Below are 17,556 nucleotides of genomic sequence, written 5' to 3'. Positions count from 1 at the left end.
TCCTTAGAAGCGCCCAAGGCCCCACGAGCCTTGAACCGCGTAGCGTTTCTCGATCTTGCCTGTGCGGGGATCGAACGCGAATAATGTATTGGTGGGATACCGGTCACCGCCCTGGCCGGTCGCGCCCTGGGCAAGGACCTCCTCGATGGAGCCGACTCGACGGCGGCCGCCGTAATTACCGATATGCGCCACGATCAGTGGGACCGCGGCTGACGTCAGCAGGCCGCGCACGACGTTGACGGGCGTGGCGCCGTCCTCGCTGGCCATGCGCTCCAGGTTCTTGAGCGCCGCCTGGCAGTCGGGGGCGTGGATGGTGCCGATGCCGGGGTGGCCCGAGGCCGCCGCCTGAAGCATCGCGAGCGCCTCGGCGCCGCGCACCTCGCCGCAGACGATCAGGTCGGGCTTCTGCCTGAGGGCGAACCGCACACACTCGGTGTAGGTCAGGCCCGAATTCAGGACCTCCATCGTCATGCTGTCGGCAGGCTGCGGCAGCTCACGGCTTTCCTCGATGATGACGACGCGCTTCTCGTCGCCGATCGCCTGCAACAGCGCCCCGGTCATGGTGGTTTTCCCCGAGCCGGTCGCGCCGGCGATCAAGATGGTGACGCCGCGGCGCAGCGCCTCAATCAGCAAATCAGCCGCCGCGCGGGGCAGGATCGGCTCCGGCTCGCGAACTAGGTCGTCGATCTTGCGCCAGTGCCGTGGCAGGATGCGGATCGAGATCGTCGGGCCGTCCGGCGAAGCCGGCGGCCGGGTCACCGCGAAGCGCAGCCGCCGGTCGGCCGTGCCGAGCATCGCGTGCTTTGGCCACAGATTGGGGTTCTGGAGGCTGATCAGCCCCGCGCGCAGCAGAAGCTGGCGCTGCACGAACTCGATCCACTGCTGGTGTATCCGCACACCGGTCGGCATCCGCTGGCCCTCGTCAATCACCATCACGTCGCGGCCAGGCCCGTTGATCAGAATGTCCGAAATCTGGGCGTTGACGTCGGACTGAAGCCAGGACTCCAGCGGCCCGTACCACGCCAGGCGCGCCCACTCCTCTGGGGGAAGGCCGCCGGGGAGCCCGGCACGCGCAAGCGCGTCCTGGACGGGCAGCTTCCAGTCGAACCGGTTGGTCCGGGTGAGCTGGCGCAACTCATTCAACCGTGTCTCCGTCGCCGGAAGGGTTAAGACTGTCATCATCGTTCTCCGTCGCGTTACTACGGTTTGGCCGTGGTTGTCGGCTCGGGCGCGGCGGTCGCCTGGGGAGCAGCAGTCGCCTGCGCGCCAGGAATGCTGCTGTTGCTGCCTGGGATCTCGCCGTTGCCGGGGATCGCCGTTGCAGCCGTGCTGCCCGGCAGATTGCTGCCGCTGTTCATCGCCGACGTATTGAGTGTGGTCGTATCGCTAATCGGGGCGGTCAGGCGGTCCAGGGTGACCGCGGCGGCGTCGAGCTTATCCATCGGCACCAGCGGGTCGCTGGACTGGCCGTAGCGTTCGCCCCAGAGCTGGCTGCCGGACGCCTGCAAGGCCCAGACTGCGTGCGCCTGGTACGGCGTTACTTCCAGGTAGGCGGTGCCGTTGTCGATGTAGAGCACCGGCACGCGCTCCAGGAAGCGGCAGGCGTATGCGCGCATCTGCTGCCCGGCCTGCGGGGCGTTCGGGTCGACGGCCGGCGCGGGCGCCTGCTGCGCGGCCTGCATCTGGCCGCTCTGGATCGGCACCGCCGGCACGGTGGTCATGCTCACCAGCAGGCCCGCCGGTGTCTGCATGACCGTACCGCCGACCTGGTTGCACAGGCGCGGGTCGGTCGAGGTGAAGCCGAGATTGACCAGGTCGCGGTCGGTCAGCGGTCCAATTGTGCTGGTCGCGAACGGAACCGGAACCATATTTTTGTGCAGCTCGCGGCCGTTCGGGTAGACCGGGTGATCCGGCGCGACCGGCAGCAGCATGGCCGTGTTGAGTAGGTCATTCTGGCCGAGGTCGCGCGCGGCCCACTTGCCGATAACCAGGGACGGATCGGTAAGTCCGGCCATCTGGACCGGCCGGTGCAGCGGCAGTTCGATCGTCGCCAGGTCCTCGGCGACAATTTGCTTGCCGTACGCGATCGGGCGAGCGACGATGACGACCTTCTCGGTGCGCTGCGACTCAATGTAGCCGTAGGCGGCGGCGCCAAGCGCCACAACCAGGCCGGCGATGAGCAGCAGCACCGGCACCAACTTCGACTTCTTCGGCGCCAGCGCGCTGCTCAGCGTTCCAGGGGTTCCAATAGTGGTTGCCATTACTGTGGGTTCTCCTCAATGGTTGAATTACTACGGGACGGCATCAAGCGTTGATGCGGCGTCAATCTGCGGTGTCCACTCTCCCCAGCCGAGCAGGCCGGTCATGCGCGGTTTGAGGGTCGCGCAGACCATCGGAGTCGTTGCCGAAACCGACGGGTGACCGTTCGGGAACGTACATGTGCCGCCATTCGGCAGCACCGTCCAGGTCACCTGGCTTGCCACCGCGGCGGGTGTCTGGACCATGCCGCGCAGGCCGGTCAGGTTGATAATGAATGTCCGCTCGGCGACATCCTTCACGCGGGTGTCGTCCAGCGACTGGCTGTTTTCCGCGAACGCGCTGTAGCGGAAGTTCTGGACCGACGAGCGGGTCGCCTGCTGGAGCGCGTCCTCGATCGCCGCCTTCTCCCAGAAGCGCTCGCCAATCTCGATACAGGTCAGGACGAACGCGATCAGGAACGGCAGGATGAGCGCGACCAGCACCAGCGATTGGCCGCGGTTCCGATGTCGCAGCGCCGCGCGAAGCAGCGATCGAGCGTCGCTCATTGCTGATCCTTTTCTGCCGCGCGCGTCGTGCGCATGTCCGCACGCACTTTGTCGAACATGGCGATCGGCGCCCAGACCTCGTCCAGGTACTGGATGCGCACTTCCACCGCGTCATAGCGCCGGCACGGGTTGCGCACGGCACCGGTCGTCGGGTTGGTGCAGGTCACCGTGATGGTGGCCTTCTCGGCATTCGTCGTCATGCCCGAGTCCAACACAAGCTGCGCCGTCTTCGCAATCGAGTTCTCCGGCGCCTGCGCGGCAGTCGCGACGTTGCCGCTCGACCCGTCCGGCCCGCCGATAAGCGCGGCCTGGTGGGCGGAGGCGCGTACGGCCTGGTTCACGGTGTACTGTGTCATCAGGATCTGGACGGCATCAATTCCGCCAAGAATGATGAGCAGCAGCACGCCCAGGACAAGCGCGAACTCGACCAGGCTTTGCCCTGGTCGGGAGGCGGATGCCACGGCTGTCTCGCCGCGGCGCCCGCCTCGCCGCTCCGCGCGCAGCAGAGCGGCAAGGAGGTTATGACGCCGTTTCCACATATTCCCTATATTCCCTCGCTACTTGAGATCGCGCGGCACCACCAGCGTCAGTGTGTAGGTGTTGCTCGGCGTATCGGTTCGGGTGCGCAGTGTCTGGCCGGTCGGATCTTCAACGTTGTACGTCTCGATCACCACCTTGACCTGGACTGTGAGTTTGACCGCGCCAAGCTGCGAGAGGCTGTAGGTGTAGACGTCGTTCCGCATCGAGCGCGGCACACCCACACTCCAGTAGCCATGCGCCTGGCCGTTCATGTCGTTCTCGGTCGGCACGCTGGTGTCGTTCAGCGCCCCCGACCCGATGTACCGGTACACACAGCCATCCAGGCCCGAGCCGTCGACGCCGCTGCGGTCGCCGGCGCGGCAGCCAGCGCCGTGCCCGGGCATGTCGTCCGCCTCGGTCGCGCCGCGCTCCACGCTCTCGACGTTGGTCGACACGTAGCTCCAGCCGACGATCTTGGAGCGGAACTGGTAGGGGTAGAGCGAGGACGCGCCGGGCAGGCTGATCTGCGCCCGCGGCGTCCAGTCCAGCACCTCGCCCGCCGGCCAGTGGACATTGCTGTCGTTCGACACATACACCCCGTTGGTTGGGTTGCCATCCTGGCTCAGCGGGTCCAGCGTCGAGCGGATCGCCAGCTTCCAGTTCGTACTCGGCGCGGGCGGCGGCGGCGGCGGAATGACGTACGTCGAGGTCGTCGACGTGTTGTCACTCGGGTCGTCGCCGGGCGTCGAGGTCTGAATGGTGGCGGTGTTGTCCAGGTTGCTGCCGCCTGTCCCGGCCGCGACCCTCGTCGTGATGACGATGGAGCCGCTCTGGTTCGCATTCAATGTGCCGAGGTTCCAGGTCAGCGTCTGGCCGCTGACGTTCGACGGCGATGGGCTGGCCGACACATACGACAGGCCCGCGGGCAGCGTGTCCCTGACCACCACATTCGCCGCCGCCACAGTGCCGTTGTTTGCGTAGGCCAGCGTGTACTGGAGCTGGCTCATCTCAGCGGTGTTGGCGGGCGCCGTCTTGGTGATGCGGACATTCGGCCGCAGCACCGTCGTTGTCCACGTGCTGGTGTCGTTGCTCGTGTTGGGGTCGCCCAGCGAGGTGGTTGACACCTGCGCAGTGTTGACCAGCGATACCGGCGCCGACATCAGCACCTGCGCCTGCACCGAGATGGTGCCGCTGGCGCCGGCCGCCTGGGTGCCCAGGTTCCAGGTTAGCACCTGGCCGCTGACGCTCGACGGCGCGGGGGTGGCTGATACGAAGGCCAGGCCCGCGGGCAGCGTATCCCGCACGACCACGTTCGCGGCGGGCGCCGTGCCGATATTGCGCCAGGTGAGCTGGTAGGTGATCGTGTCACTCACCAGCGCTGTCGCAGGGCCGGTCTTGGCGATGCTGACGTCCGGCCGCTGGATCGTCGTCGTGACCGTCGAGGAGTTATTGCCGGGCGTGCTGTCGGTGTAGCCGGTCGGTACCGCAATCGTGCCGGTGTTCGACACGCTCGCGGGCGCGGTCGTGGCTACCGTGGCATTGATCGTGATCGTGCCGCTCTGTCCGGCCGCCAGCGTCCCCAGCGTCCAGCTTCTGGTCGATCCGCTGGTGTTTGTAGCAGCCGGGCTGGCCGACACGAACGTCAGCCCCGCCGGCAGCGTGTCCTGAACGACTGAGCCCGCCGGCACCGTGAAGGTGCTGTTATTTCGATAGGTCAGCGTGTACTGAATGTTCGCGCCGACCGCAGCGGTCGCCGGGCCCGACTTGGTGATCTGGATGTCGGGGTACAGGATCGTCGTGGTCACCGACGAGCTGTTGTTGGAAGGCGTCGGATCGGTCTGGCCGCTCGGCACCGTGATCGTGGCGGTGTTGGTCACGCTTGTGGGCGCGTTAGTATTGACCGTCGCGTTGATCGTGATCGTGCCGCTCTGCCCAGCCGCCAGCGGCCCCAGCGTCCAGCTTCTGGTCGAGCCGCTGGTGGTCGTGGCAGCCGGGCTGGCCGATACAAAGGTCAACCCTGTCGGGAGCGTGTCCTGGATCACCGCGCCTGCTGGAACGCTGATCGTACTGTTGTTCCTCCAAGTCAGAGTGTACTGGATGGCCGTCCCAACCGGGGCCGTCGCCGGCCCGGTCTTGGTGATCTGAAGATCAATTCCGCCGAGCAGCCCCTGGTCGAGGTTTGGATTGCTGATTGGGCACCCCACACCCGGGTTGCCGACGCACACATAGGTGGTGTCAAACCTCCCACTCGTTGCGTAGCCGTCGCTGTCCAGCGCGTCGTTCCCGCCGCGATCGGGAGGCGAGCCGAGCGTGCCGCTCGGTGGGGTGAAGTTGGCGTAGTAGATGCCGGCCGGCAAATTGCCAAACTGGTACGTCCCGCCAGAGCCGAGACTCAGCGAGCGCGGGTAGCCGGCCGGGCAGGACGGATACACCTGCACACAGTTCAGCCTGATCTGCACGGCGGTCTGCGAGCCATTCACGTTGGGCTCGCCTGCGTCCTGCACGCCGTTCGCGTTCGTGTCCAGCCAGACCCGATCGCCGATAGTATTAAGGGCGTTGTTCACGAGGAGAAATCCCATACCAATGGTCGTGTTGGTCTGGTCGCGCCTCTGTCCCGGCAACGTGACCGTGCCGTCTAAGGAGTTCAAATCGCTGTCGGTAGTGTCATTCCCTCCCTGATCGGGCGGTGAAATAATATAATTCGTGAGTGCCCCGCCGACGGACCAATTGCTCGACGCCGCGCGAATGGTGTAGGAGACGTTGGGCTGCACCACAAAGTACACCCAGCCGTCGGCGCCTGTTCGCGCGCTGGTGGCGACGCTGCCGTTACGGATGTCGATGAGGTCGGTTACGACATTCGCGATCGGCGCCTCGCCCGCGTCCTGCACGCCGTTGGCATTGGCGTCGTTCCAGGCGCGCGCGCCGAGGTAGGCGAAATCAGCCAGCGGCGTGATGTCGCCGAGCGTGGCGGACTTCCAGAGCTGGTCGTTGACCACCGCAGTAACGGCGGCCGTGGCGTCGCGCTGGTATGGGTTGACGTTGAACCATGCTACGCCGCTGCTGGACCCTTGAAGTGGATCGAGCGCAGTCGTGACCAGCTCCTCGTTTGGTGGCCACTGCTGGCCGTTCGGGGTGATCTGCACGGCGCCCATATGCGTCTCCGCATGCGGCTGCTGGCACTCGTTGCCGTTAAAATAACTGCTGTCGCGGAAGTAATCGCTGCCCGCCGGCCACGCGACATTGCCGCAATCGCTATCCGGCGGGTTCTGGAAACCGGCACGCTGTAGCGCGTAGGCGCTGCCGTTCCAGCGGTAGGTGAGTGTGTCGCCGGTCGCGTAGACGGTTACCGTGTCGCGGAGGTTTTCGCCCGAGTCATACTGCTTGTACTGATCCGCGAAACGGTCGCGGAAGCCCAGAACAACCGCCTGGCGATTGATCGTGAAGGCCAGCCCCGACAGCAGCGGCATCGGGCGGAACACACTGCTCTGGTCGGGGAGGTCTTCCCAGGCGTACCAGCCGGTCGGCTCGGTGCTGCGCTGGATGCGGGGCCAGATCGACGAGTCATGGAGATCCTGGTCGATAGCCGTCCAGAGCGAGCCGTTGGTCGAGTCGCGGAACACCACATAGGCGTGCAGGCTTACCGGGTCGATCTCCCCGATGGCGAGGTAGGCCGGCTCGGTCGGGTTGATCGCCGGCGCGAACTTGAGCGCGAACGGGATGCGATTGCCCGGCGATTGGTACAGCACCTGCCAGGTCGAGTTCGGGTTGCCGGAAGCCATATTCACAGCCAGCACCCGCCGGTTCTGGAGGTCGGTGACGTAGAGATAGCTGCCACCCGGCCCCATCTCCAGGTCGCCCAGGCTGCTCCTGCCGACCCAGGGCTGCATCCAGTTATCGAAGTTGGTGCGGTAGCTCGCAGGCAGGCCGGGGTAGAGCGTGGTGTGGCCGTTCACGGTCACGCCCGGCACCGTGGCGATCTGGCTATACCCGCCTGTATTCAGGTTGTACTGGTAGATTGCTCCGGGGCCGCCTGGCCCGAAGCTGGTGAAGCGCCGGGCGAACGCGCCGATGAACACCCGGCGCACGCCGGTCACGACGCCGTTGTCGTAGGCCAGTCCGTACACTGACCCGAGCTGGTTGAGCGTCAGCGCTGTGGAAACACCGCCTTTGGTAGTATTCAAGATCGCCGGGCTGGTGCCTTTCCGCGAGTCGACCAGCGTTTCAGCGTAGGCGGCAGTCAGGTAGGAGTAGTTGCCGTAGCCGGGCGCCGCAATGCCGACGTTGGCGGCGGTGCCTGACTGTGCAAGCGGCGCGGCCTGCGCAACCGGCGTGCCGAGCAGTAGCTGCGCCAGGGGCGCAAGCACCGCCAGGGCCAGCAGGAGCAGGAACGGCAGCAGCGTGTTGGAGCGGAAGATGCGATGATGCTGCATAGATAGTGTAGCTCCTCAACAAAAACGAATGACAGACGCCATGGACTAACGTATCAGGGTAAGCATGGCCTGGCCGACGCGGTGACCCTGTTCCTTTCCCGCGTCGGTGTCGATCTGCCAGTGGACGCCGGCGTACACCTGGCTCCGCGCCGCCTCGTCGGCGGTCGCGGCGAGCTGCGCGGCCTGCGCAGGAAAGAACGCCGCCAGTACATCCGCGGCGGCAACACTGGCGGCCGCAGAATCAGACGGGTACGATGGGGCGGACGGGGCCGGCACGGCGGGCGACCAGGCCGGGTCGCTCGCGTGCATCCAGTTGGTCGGGCGCGGCACCAGGTAGCGGTAGGCGTCGGCCCAGCTCACGACGAACGCGTTGTGCAGCGTGACCCCGAGGGCTGCGTACACCTGCGCTGTCGCACGATTGTCGAGGCGCGCGCCACTAAGGAGCGCGCGCGCCTGGGCAAACCAGAGACCCGCGAGCGTCTGTGTTTCCGAGGCCGCGGCCCACTTGCGCACGAGCTGGCGCTGCTCGTCGGTCAGTGCGTGCTGCGTGTTGGCGAAGGCCGTGCGCGTGTCGGCGAAGGCTACCGCGTCCCAGTTGGGCGGCGCGGCGGCGGTCAGACCATCGGCACCCGACAGTCCAATCAGGTGGACCTTGCCCCAGAGCGGGTCGATTGGCTGATCCGGTAACACCGGCCGCCAGCGGTCGACCGGCGGGGCCGGCGTCGGCTGGCCCGGCGGAATAATCGACTCGGGCCAATCAAAGATCTGCGGCGCCGTCGCACCGTCGCCGCGCACGCGATCCAGGACCGCGTCGGCAACGATTTTGCCGAGCTGTATGCCGTTGGCGACGGCCTGCGCCGAGTCGTGGTGGTTCCAGGCGCCCATCCACACCGCCACGTCATATGCCTGCTGCCAGATCGTTGCGTCGGACGGATGCGATGTGTTCAGGATCTGCCGTGCCGCGGCGGCGAGCATCGCCTCCTCGGATACCTCGATATTCTGTGCTCGGGCCGCGTCGAGTACGACGTAACTGTCATTGAGCGCGACCGACAGGATGGCGAGGTCGCGCGCCGCGCGGTTCGGCGTCAGCTCGGCGCGGGCGATCGCCTCCATCCCCAGATCCATCCACGCAGAAACCGGCTGGGCCCATGCCGCCTGTGCTTCAGCCGAGGCGGGGGCGGGAACCACCGATGCCGGCGCGGCGGTCGGAACAGGCGTCGGCGGCGGCGAGTCGCTGGCGGGCAGCACGATTGACCGCGGTGTCGGCATAGGCGCCTGCGCCTCAGTGATCGCGGTTTCGCTTATGACCGCGGTCGTGCCGGCGATCGGCGCGGCAGAAGACTGGGGCGCCAGTTCGGCCAGCGCGGCGGCCTGATCGAGCTGCGCGACCAGGCGAGCGCCATCGCCGATCAACCAGGCGCGCGCCTGTGATCCACGTGGGGTTTCAGGAACTGCCGTGGCGGTCGCGCCCGCCTGCGGGGCCGACGTGTCACTTGCGCAGCCCGTGAGGATCAGCGCGAGTAGCAGCAGGCCAATCAAGAGTGGAGACCGGAACATCCGAGAACCTCCAGATACGCGAATGGTACTAGACATAAAATAGGACCAGCTAACTATTGATAATACGCCGACGTCGGCGTATTTCTATGACATAATATAGAGACGCGGAACGTTGACAAATGAACGAGCAACTTGCCAACCTGAATGAGGTACTGAACATCACCGAGTTGGCCAGGCGAGCGGGGCGGGAGCCCAAAAGCGTCCGCGACTGGGTCGCACGCAACTACGAGAAGCTCGCCGAACAGGAACGACCTTTCTTCGCTCGCCGGCTTGACGGAAACGCCGGGTGGCTGGTCAATCTCCACCACCCGCTGGTCGAACACTATTTGGAACAATCGCGCTGAACCGGTCGGTCGCCCGGCCACTACATCACAGCAATACACTACAGAGGAGTGACTGATATGAAACGCATACTGACCACCATCGCCCTGATCGCTATCGCCGTCTACACCCTGAGCAACCTGCTCCAGAGACCCACGGCGAAGGCCAACTCGAACTACTCCGTCTACCTGCCCATGGTCACGAATGTCTCGAACGGCCAGTCCACCAACCCGACGCCGACGCCGGAGCCGACCCCGACGGTCGACCCGGCGCAGCTCAAGGCCGATGCCATCGCCGCCGTCAACAGTGAGCGGGCAAAGGCTGGCTGCGCGCCGGTCAGCGCGCAGGCCGACCTGGGTAACGGCGCGCAGGCGTGGGCCGACTATATGGTGGCGCACAACACATATGACCATAGCGTCTTCGTCGATGTAGACTGGTATCTCCACCACGGCTATACCCGCAGCGATTGGCTGTCCGAGAATGTTGCCGCCGGCCCGCATACGGGCGCCGATGTTGTCGCCCTGTGGATGAGCGACGAGGGCCACAAAGCCGCAATCCTGGCCGGCTGCGCCAACACCGATCACGTGTTCGACATCGGTATCGGGTTCAACAACTATCGCTGGGTACTTGCCATCGGCGAGCTGCACAACTAACGGCCGCCGGAGACAGCCACAGCGCGGGCGCCCAAGAATGGGCGCCCGCGCTGCGTTATGGCAGCGATCAGGCAGCGGGCAGCGGATTGTCTCAGGCGATGGCACGATGACGCACCTCGGCGTGGGTACTCCACGCTCCCGATAAGCAAATGCTGGCCACCCAGGTGCCGCGATCGGTCGCCGTAACGGTCAGCTCCCCGCCGGCCGCACTCAGCGCCTTGCCTACCCGGTCCTTGAGCTGGGCATTGATCCCCGTGTCGACGCGGGCGGCGTCGGCGTCGGCCTCGACCGTAATCAGCACGCCGCCCTGCGCCGTCCGCGGCGTCGAGACGATGATCAGCCTGGCATCGTCGGCCAGCGCGGAGAGCACGAGAATCAGCGTCGTCTGCACCAGCAGGGAGACCAGCGGCGCCGGCAGTACATGCTGCCGCTGCGCCTGATTGGAGATCCGCGGGGCGACGGCGTCGATCGGCGTGCCGTTGGACAACAGACCCTCCAACGCCCCGAGTTCGAGCGCCATCCTCTCCGAGAGCGGGACCAGGGTCTCCGGTGAGGGCGGGTAGAGCTGCTCGCGGACAAGCGTCAGCATGAGCGCCAGGCTGGTCTCGGCCACCACACAGCGGCGCCACAGCGGATCGTGCGTATCACGATCCATCGCCGTAACCGCGCCGGGCTGGCGGCTCACCTGATAGTGTTGGTTGATCAGCAGGTACAGTGGCTCAGTGGCCAGAGAGGGCTCGGGTAGTGCTAGTGTGCCCATGCGGTCGCTCCTCGCATTCCATAGGACTCAAATCCCTGGGCTGGAACGACCAGGGTTCCGGCGGCGCCGGCCAGCGCCAGCACCAGCATGTCCGCCAGCTCGTGCAGCGCGCGGGCTGGCGGGCTAATGACCTTGAGCTGCGGCACCAGCGGCGCGAGCGCCTGTGCCGCCAGCGTATGGGGGGTGATCAACACGATCGGAGCGGGCAAGCTGCGCAGCCAGAAGCCGTGTGTCATCGGCGCCTGCCACTGATCCAGCGCTACGACCCAGGCGTCCGCGCCGATCACCGCGGATGTCCCTAGTTCCTTAGGTGCAGGCACGGCGCCAGACGTGGCAACCAGGGCACACCACTCGCCCGCGCTCTGCGACGATGACCCGACGACTGCTATCACCTGTTGTTTCATCACAGAACAATCCTCACAGGAATGGCAACGGCCACACCATAGGTGACCTGGACTCAGAGTAGCAGTTAAAAAGGGGTTTGTATCGCCGCGACTGTGCCACTTTTGCGCCCCCCCTTCCTAGTGTCAGGCGGTACTCTTGGGGGATGCGGGCTGGCGGTATCGTTGGGGATCGATCAGGCGGTCATCAAGCAGGTGGAGCGGTGTAGGCAGGCGAACGCGGCGTTACGCGCGCGGGGAGGTGGCGTCGCCAGAAGGTAAGCTCTGGCCGAGACGGGTGAGGGCGGTAATCATCGAGGTCATCAGCTCCTCGATGCGCGTTCCATGCGTGGCCGGCGGCAGATTGAGGCCGGCGCGCAGCCGGGCCAGCCTGCGGTAGAACGTCCGGCGCGCCACGCCGCTGCGCTCCACGGCGTCGTCGATGTTCTCAGCGCGTGCCAGCGCCACCAGGACTTCCAGATCCTCCAGGGTGATCGGTGGGCGCTGGATGGGCGGGACGCCGATCCAGTAGGGATCAATGGTCTGCAAGCGATCGGCTCCGCAGAGCCCACCTAGCCGAATCAACGGGCCAAGCAGCCGGAGGTCCTCCGTATCGGCAAGCACCGCGTAAACGGCCAGGCAGACCGGTAGGATCACCCGCAGTGCGACGTCGTCTGGATCGATAAGCACAATAGTCGGAATGGCCGGCCGGCGTGCTGCCAGCTCGACCAGCAGTGCGGCGCTTTGGACGAACCCAAGATCGCGGGTATCAAGCAGGAGAGGCGGGCGCAGCGGTGGGAGCTGCGCCCCAGGCGAGGCGGTTTGTGGGAGCAAAAAGCGAGCGCCGACGCCCGCGTTCAGCAGACGGGCTCCAAGGTGGAGACGACGAGATGAGATGACCGCAGCGCCAGGGGCGGCGCGGGCCTCGACCATCGCAGACACAGCGACTCACTTCCAGGGTTCGATCATACTGATCCCTCCGCCAGATGGGAGCGGTAGCACCAAGGTGGTACGAACCGCGTACCCCTACTGGCTCCGGGACAACAGATCGGCCCGTTCCTTGAGTCGCGTGACGAGATCGTCGAAGGCAACCGCGACCTGCTCGGCGGCGGCGGCCCAATCGCGCAGCTTCGCGGGGTCGGTCAGGATCTGCGGATCAGCCGCGCCGGAGGGCGCGACGGCCTGGTAGGCGATCTGCGCGTTTCGGGCCCCATTCGACGCGGTGTCCAGCGTGATCTGGTTCTGATCGAGCGCAAACGCTGGCCCGAGCACCTGCTGAAGCAGGGCCGTGGCGGCGGGGGCGTTCCCGGCGGTCAGATGTTGGAGCGCCAGCTCCAGTACGCTACGAAATCCGAGCATTTCGTCCGGCGCGGTGCGCAGCAGTGTGGCAGACGACGCGTCGAGCCCGGCCTTCTCGGCCATACCCAGCGCCGTATTCAGCGCCTGGGCCAGCGCGGCCTGGCTGGCACGGCTGATGGAGGTGGCGACAAGCGGACCCCCGGCAACGGGGGATATGGCAACGGCCGCTTGGAGATCGCGGCCATTTGTCGAGGCGGTGATAGTCATTGTGTTGCGTCCTTACCCAATCCTTACCTAAGATGTGTCCGTCGCAAAATCGTCCGGCTCCCATGTTAGGCGAAAAAGGCACGCATGAGGTGATCAATCCGTGTGCGAAACTGTTACATCGCTGTGGCTCCGCGCGCCATTGGGAGCGCAGGCATGACCCTGTACCGGATTATGGTTGGCAACCCGAGCATTTCGAGCACGCGCTGGAGGTGAATGGCGAAGTTGGTTTGTACGATCTGCAACGCGGCCGCGCTTGGACAGGAGATCACGATCCTATCATCCTGTTGCGCAGCGATCAGCGTATCCACCAGGCGGCGGTGCTGCACGTCGACAAGCCAGTACACTTCGTCCCGCAGCCGCGCGCTCAGCTCCTCGGGGGTGAGCGCACCGGCGACGACAGCCATCTCATCCGCCGGCGTCGTAGTACCGTCGAGGTCACGACCGGCCAGCGCATCGGCAGCGGCCAGGTCTTCCTCAGTCAGATTTAGCTCGGCGAGTGAAGGCTCGGGCAAAGGGTACCCGAGACGCGCGAAGCTCGCGCGCATCTCCGCGGCCGTGACCGGGGCGTTGGCCGGGCGGACCGGATCGGGGATCGGGGTTCCGCGATCGAGGTAGTCGCGCAGCATGCGGCCAACCACAGCGCCAAGGTCGCGTGTCGACGGTCTACTGCGGGCGGTGGCGATCGCGGCCTGAACGACGTCCGCGGGGAGCTGCGCGAGCTGCGTGATCAGCGCAGGCGATTTGACCCCAATGTCGCGAAGGAGTTTCGCGCTTTCCGTCTCCAGAGACACGTCCTGCTTGTCCCGCGCCGGAGGCGCGTTTTTCCAAATCGATCGACCAGCCCGAGAGGACAGGCCGCCGCCCTGCGTGGGGGGTTGGGGGGCGGCTACCTCAGTTTCCCTAAGAATACCTGAGAGTCCATGTGATCCCTCCACGTCGCTATGCAGCCCGATTTCATCCGATACCGGGGCCGCATCTGGTGATCGATCGCGATCGCGATCGCCGATCATGTGATCGATCAGGCTGCCGATCAGGCCGCCAAACTGGTCGGGAGGCATAAAAAAAAGCGTTTGGGCGGTTGTGGAGGGCGACCCAGACGCCAGCGGGCGCACGCCGAGCTTGGCGGCGCCTTGAACGGTCAGCACCTCCTCCAGGTCGATCAGCGCCTGTTGCGAGGCCAGCGCCAGGATGTCGGTATCGGGAGGCAGTGCCCTTGCCTCGGCATCATCCGTAGCCAGGACGTCAAGGCGTTCCAGGGCCGGGGTTGTCACGCCCATGTGGAGTCCGGCAAGCGCCAGCGCGTACACGCCGACGTCGGACAGCCCGCAGAGTGGGGCCGTCAGGTAGCGTGATATGACGGCCTTATGCCGTTCGTGGAGATCAAGTTTGCCCATGCAGACATCGAGCAGCCGGCGATCGACTCTGTACACATCGACGTGGCGCGGCCGGCCGGAGTGGGCATCGTTCGCCCACGAGCGCGGCACGCCGCTGATCCGCCCCCAGGTTGGCAGGTATGTCGCCTTCTTCCCCGATTGCTGTGTCTCGATCAGCCAGCCGCCCGCGACGAGCCGCTTGATCGCGCGGAGCACCGCCCCGCGGTTGAGGTTCGGATCGTAGCTGAGGATGTCGCCGGCCGAGATTAAGAGCGGCGCTTTGGTCGCCGTGACCAGGCGCATCATCAGCGCGTAGATGCCGATCGCCAGGGGATTGTCGCGCAGATCCAGTAGCAAATGACGCGGGACGGCGATGTAGTAGAATTGGATCGCTTTGGCGGTGCGCGTTGATGCGGGCTGCGACGTCATTGTCCGGCCTCCAGCCGGTGACGAAGGAAGGCCCATGATCCTTGCTCCGGGCATCCGTTGCGCCCTTGGCGCATTGCGATGCTGCACATCCAGGTTTTCATCTTGACCTGGCTGGTGGCGGATGTTATAATTCGGAGCAAACACAACGCGGCCGCCGCAGAAATTGCGGAACCGGCACAGGTGCGGGGACTTCGACGGCGCTTCGCGGGCTGACAGTCGAGGTCCCTTCCTTTTGTTATGGTTGCTCCACGATACACGGATCAGACCCGTGCGTCGACCGTTGGTGATCGTCGTTTCGTAAAGATTTCGTTAGGCTTGTTTTTTACTGCTTCGATCGCAATGTTAAAAACCAGCTAATGCCCTGTGAGTCTATCAGGATCAGTTCAGACATTCAAGCCTAAACTCGCGCCAATCTCGCGACACTTTTGGGGTTGTTCCGCCATGTTGCGCCATGTTCCGACATATTCCGACAAAATCATGGCGGAACTTTGTCGGAACATGGCGCAACATTAGTGCGAACGCTGCCGGTAATAGCGGCGCTTGTTTGTTTGCCCCTCTTCAAACAGCAACCCCATCTCGACCAGCTCTGTCAGATCCCGCTGAAGCTGCCGCTCACTGACGAGGTAAATCCGTTCCAGATCTGTTTTCGGCAGCTCTCCGGCGCGTTGATCCATGGTCTGCTGTAGGCAGCCCTGAATTTGAATTCGGGTCGCCTGGCCACCAAGCCGCTCGACCGCGGTCACGATTTCGCGGAGCCGTCCGGTCAGTGTCGGTGGGATGGGCTGGGCGCCGGCCAGCGGCGCCGGCGCCGGCTCGAATCGCTGCGCGGGGATGCTGACCGAGAAAAAACTGCCGTGATCGATGACGGTGGGAGCGCCGAGCCCCCACTCCTCCAGCACGCGGTAGATGAGCTTGTACCCGATCCCAAAGCGCTCGACGTACCCGGCGTTACGGAGCAACTCTGCCAGCGCGGGATTTCGGCGCACCCCCGGCGTGCGCCCGATGGTGTCGACGGTGACGCCGGGCGGGAGCCCGCCCGGGCTCAGCACCTCAAGCCGATCGGGAAAAATCTTGATCTGGATGCCCGCGCCACGCGCGGACCAATCGCGATGCAGCACCGCGTTGTTGGCCACCTCGCGGAGGACGTGCGGGCTGAAGGCATGCTCGTCGATCCGCTCGGCGCCCTCCATGCGGCTTCGTTGGGGGTTGAGGGTATCCAGAAACGCCAGACACTCCTCGATTTGAGCAAACGCCGTCCCCCTGATCGTGCGCCGCTTGACGATCGAGCCAGGCTCCTCGTACGAGGTCGAGAACCTCGCGATGTCGATTTCCGCCGTCAGAAAGCGCTCGGGCCGGACGCCGAACGCGATCAGCCCGACGAGCGTCGGGGTCGGGTGAAAGCCGCCCCCGACCACACACTCGTGATGCCGGAGGTATCCCAGCGGATCGTCGGTGCCGTCATACCCGCGACGCGAGATCGCGCGCTGAATGTGCTGCTCGACGAGGCCGAGATCGAGGTCTTCCCAGGTGGCCCCGCGAACGGGTATCAGCTCCGGCCGCTCCTCGTAGTCGGGCACGCCGGCGATATGGCCGTTTGCGGCATACGCGCCACCGTTCGTGGCGCTGGTGGGAAAATCAAACTGCTGCTGGATCGCCTGCTGAGATGCGCCAAGTTCTACTGCTGGTAGCGGCATCCCGAGCACCTCCTCTAACACGCGCCGGATCTCGGTTGACTCGGCCGGCTTGATGATCGGCAGCGACACCCCCATATGCTCAACCTTGCGCAGCGCCTCCGGGTGGCCGGTGATGGGGATGATCGGGACGATGGCATGATGCTGGCGGATGGTGGCGCACAGCATCGCGCCGTCGATGTCGGGGAGCATCAGATCCAGGATCACCACGTCCACGCTCTGGATATGCTCGGCGATCATGCGCATCGCCTCCTCGCCGGAGGTCGCGGTCAACAGGCGACAACCGCGGGCGGCGATGCGCACGCTTATGAGTGATTCTTGGGCGTCGTCGATGGCGAGCACCGTAGGCATGGACAGTTCCTCTAAGACTTATGATCCGGCTTTTCGGGCCGCACTCGCGGCTAATTGATCTCTGCGCGGCGCGCGGTGGCCTGCAATTGGGCGCGTACTTTCCGGGAGATGTTGGTAATACTCAGCCGCCGCGGCGACGACCACGCCTTTGGTGATCGGCGCCCCGAGAACGTCGCTAAGACGCGCCGCCTCAAGCTCGATGGCCAGGTGCAAGTCGATCGGTAGTTCCAATGAGCGGAATGGCCGCATGCTGGGTGCTGGGATCAGCGACTGCATCCATGCGTCGCGTTCCTCGGGCGGGGCATCCAGAAACACGCAGACCGCACAGAGCGCCACCGCACGCTTTGACACGGCGTAGCTGGAGAGTGCTGTTTGCCGCAGCGCTTCCATGTCGAGCACGGTGTGCGCCGCGATTGGGAGGCCGAGTTGCCGGCCGCGCGTCTCGGAAGACATGAACGTCCTCGTGTCGTAGCCGCGGCCTCGCGGCAGCGCGGCAATGGATGAACGCGAGTATACCATGCCTGGCACCTATTATCGAATGACAATGCTGTGAATTGACAATAATGTGATTATATGATAAAATCAGCGTGTTGTTCCGTAATTGGACGGCTTTCCTATGCTGTTCGCACGGAACTCACGATCATATTGCAGCGGGATGCGACTGCCTCCCAAATCTCGTAGAGCAGGCCGGCAGGTTCCGCGTGTTTGTGCCGATCGCTATG

At 65.1% G+C, this 17,556-nt stretch carries 15 protein-coding genes; 2 read left to right on the top strand and 13 right to left on the bottom strand.

The features are described from left to right. Window positions 1-3 precede the first annotated feature (3 nt). The 6 genes from M1P90_RS34960 to M1P90_RS34935 are packed head-to-tail and all read right to left on the bottom strand — an operon-like array spanning window position 4 to window position 9,310. On the bottom strand, window positions 4-1,182 hold the full coding sequence (locus M1P90_RS34960) for an ATPase, T2SS/T4P/T4SS family (protein ID WP_483705552.1): 1,179 nt from the start codon (window positions 1,180-1,182) through the stop codon (window positions 4-6). A gap of 17 nt (window positions 1,183-1,199) precedes the next feature. Then, entirely contained in the window at window positions 1,200-2,261 is a 1,062-nt protein-coding gene (locus tag M1P90_RS34955) for an SAF domain-containing protein (RefSeq protein ID WP_483705550.1), read from the bottom strand. A 30-nt stretch (window positions 2,262-2,291) separates the two neighbouring features. Beyond that, window positions 2,292-2,804 carry a TadE/TadG family type IV pilus assembly protein gene (locus tag M1P90_RS34950; RefSeq protein WP_483705548.1) on the bottom strand — a complete coding sequence of 171 codons (513 nt, stop codon included), beginning with the start codon at window positions 2,802-2,804 and terminating at the stop codon, window positions 2,292-2,294. Then, window positions 2,801-3,343 (bottom strand): TadE/TadG family type IV pilus assembly protein, encoded by a 543-nt coding sequence (locus M1P90_RS34945; RefSeq protein ID WP_483705546.1) that lies wholly within the window; start codon window positions 3,341-3,343, stop codon window positions 2,801-2,803. Before M1P90_RS34945 ends, M1P90_RS34950 begins: the two co-directional genes overlap by 4 nt. 18 nt (window positions 3,344-3,361) lie before the next feature. Next, window positions 3,362-7,753, bottom strand: a complete 4,392-nt coding sequence (locus M1P90_RS34940) for an SdrD B-like domain-containing protein (RefSeq protein ID WP_483705544.1) — start codon at window positions 7,751-7,753, stop codon at window positions 3,362-3,364. 45 nt (window positions 7,754-7,798) lie between these two features. Next, window positions 7,799-9,310 (bottom strand): phosphatase PAP2 family protein, encoded by a 1,512-nt coding sequence (locus tag M1P90_RS34935; RefSeq protein WP_483705542.1) that lies wholly within the window; start codon window positions 9,308-9,310, stop codon window positions 7,799-7,801. 119 nt (window positions 9,311-9,429) lie between these two features. Here M1P90_RS34935 and M1P90_RS34930 point away from each other — a divergent pair, with 119 nt between their 5' ends. Continuing rightward, a complete protein-coding gene (locus M1P90_RS34930; RefSeq protein WP_483705540.1) occupies window positions 9,430-9,654 on the top strand; it encodes a hypothetical protein in 225 nt (74 codons plus the stop codon). 57 nt (window positions 9,655-9,711) lie between these two features. Beyond that, on the top strand, window positions 9,712-10,284 hold the full coding sequence (locus M1P90_RS34925; RefSeq protein WP_483705538.1) for a CAP domain-containing protein: 573 nt from the start codon (window positions 9,712-9,714) through the stop codon (window positions 10,282-10,284). Window positions 10,285-10,375: 91 nt separating this feature from the next. On the opposite strand, the gene M1P90_RS34920 is transcribed toward M1P90_RS34925, so the two are convergent. The 7 genes from M1P90_RS34920 to M1P90_RS34890 all read right to left on the bottom strand — a co-directional run bounded on the left by M1P90_RS34920 (window position 10,376) and on the right by M1P90_RS34890 (window position 17,287). Continuing rightward, window positions 10,376-11,044 (bottom strand): hypothetical protein, encoded by a 669-nt coding sequence (locus M1P90_RS34920; RefSeq protein WP_483705536.1) that lies wholly within the window; start codon window positions 11,042-11,044, stop codon window positions 10,376-10,378. Then, complete coding sequence (locus M1P90_RS34915) at window positions 11,032-11,280, bottom strand: hypothetical protein (protein WP_483705534.1); 249 nt, start codon at window positions 11,278-11,280, stop codon at window positions 11,032-11,034. The genes M1P90_RS34920 and M1P90_RS34915 overlap by 13 nt, the downstream gene beginning before the upstream one ends. 390 nt (window positions 11,281-11,670) lie before the next feature. Continuing rightward, the gene (locus M1P90_RS34910; protein ID WP_483705532.1) at window positions 11,671-12,366 is read right to left on the bottom strand and encodes a hypothetical protein; all 696 of its coding nucleotides are present in this window, start codon (window positions 12,364-12,366) and stop codon (window positions 11,671-11,673) included. Window positions 12,367-12,450: 84 nt separating this feature from the next. Beyond that, on the bottom strand, window positions 12,451-12,990 hold the full coding sequence (locus tag M1P90_RS34905) for a hypothetical protein (protein WP_483705530.1): 540 nt from the start codon (window positions 12,988-12,990) through the stop codon (window positions 12,451-12,453). Between the two features lie 113 nt (window positions 12,991-13,103). Further along, window positions 13,104-14,792 carry a hypothetical protein gene (locus M1P90_RS34900; protein ID WP_483705528.1) on the bottom strand — a complete coding sequence of 563 codons (1,689 nt, stop codon included), beginning with the start codon at window positions 14,790-14,792 and terminating at the stop codon, window positions 13,104-13,106. A 509-nt stretch (window positions 14,793-15,301) separates the two neighbouring features. Next, window positions 15,302-16,834, bottom strand: coding sequence for an ATP-binding protein (locus M1P90_RS34895; protein ID WP_483705526.1), 1,533 nt, complete (start codon window positions 16,832-16,834; stop codon window positions 15,302-15,304). Window positions 16,835-16,852: 18 nt separating this feature from the next. Next, the gene (locus M1P90_RS34890) at window positions 16,853-17,287 is read right to left on the bottom strand and encodes a hypothetical protein (protein ID WP_483705524.1); all 435 of its coding nucleotides are present in this window, start codon (window positions 17,285-17,287) and stop codon (window positions 16,853-16,855) included. Between the last annotated feature and the right edge of the window lie 269 nt (window positions 17,288-17,556).

This window comes from Kouleothrix sp. 19917, from assembly GCF_057073505.1.
This window is presented reverse-complemented; position numbering and strand designations above follow the sequence as displayed.

Coding starts and splice junctions, on each gene's coding strand:
- M1P90_RS34960 (WP_483705552.1), bottom strand. CDS start 1,182: ATGATGACAGTCTTAACCCTTCCGGCGACGGAGACACGGTTGAATGAG.
- M1P90_RS34955 (WP_483705550.1), bottom strand. CDS start 2,261: ATGGCAACCACTATTGGAACCCCTGGAACGCTGAGCAGCGCGCTGGCG.
- M1P90_RS34950 (WP_483705548.1), bottom strand. CDS start 2,804: ATGAGCGACGCTCGATCGCTGCTTCGCGCGGCGCTGCGACATCGGAAC.
- M1P90_RS34945 (WP_483705546.1), bottom strand. CDS start 3,343: ATGTGGAAACGGCGTCATAACCTCCTTGCCGCTCTGCTGCGCGCGGAG.
- M1P90_RS34940 (WP_483705544.1), bottom strand. CDS start 7,753: ATGCAGCATCATCGCATCTTCCGCTCCAACACGCTGCTGCCGTTCCTG.
- M1P90_RS34935 (WP_483705542.1), bottom strand. CDS start 9,310: ATGTTCCGGTCTCCACTCTTGATTGGCCTGCTGCTACTCGCGCTGATC.
- M1P90_RS34930 (WP_483705540.1), top strand. CDS start 9,430: ATGAACGAGCAACTTGCCAACCTGAATGAGGTACTGAACATCACCGAG.
- M1P90_RS34925 (WP_483705538.1), top strand. CDS start 9,712: ATGAAACGCATACTGACCACCATCGCCCTGATCGCTATCGCCGTCTAC.
- M1P90_RS34920 (WP_483705536.1), bottom strand. CDS start 11,044: ATGGGCACACTAGCACTACCCGAGCCCTCTCTGGCCACTGAGCCACTG.
- M1P90_RS34915 (WP_483705534.1), bottom strand. CDS start 11,280: ATGACACACGGCTTCTGGCTGCGCAGCTTGCCCGCTCCGATCGTGTTG.
- M1P90_RS34905 (WP_483705530.1), bottom strand. CDS start 12,990: ATGACTATCACCGCCTCGACAAATGGCCGCGATCTCCAAGCGGCCGTT.
- M1P90_RS34900 (WP_483705528.1), bottom strand. CDS start 14,792: ATGACGTCGCAGCCCGCATCAACGCGCACCGCCAAAGCGATCCAATTC.
- M1P90_RS34895 (WP_483705526.1), bottom strand. CDS start 16,834: ATGCCTACGGTGCTCGCCATCGACGACGCCCAAGAATCACTCATAAGC.
- M1P90_RS34890 (WP_483705524.1), bottom strand. CDS start 17,287: ATGTCTTCCGAGACGCGCGGCCGGCAACTCGGCCTCCCAATCGCGGCG.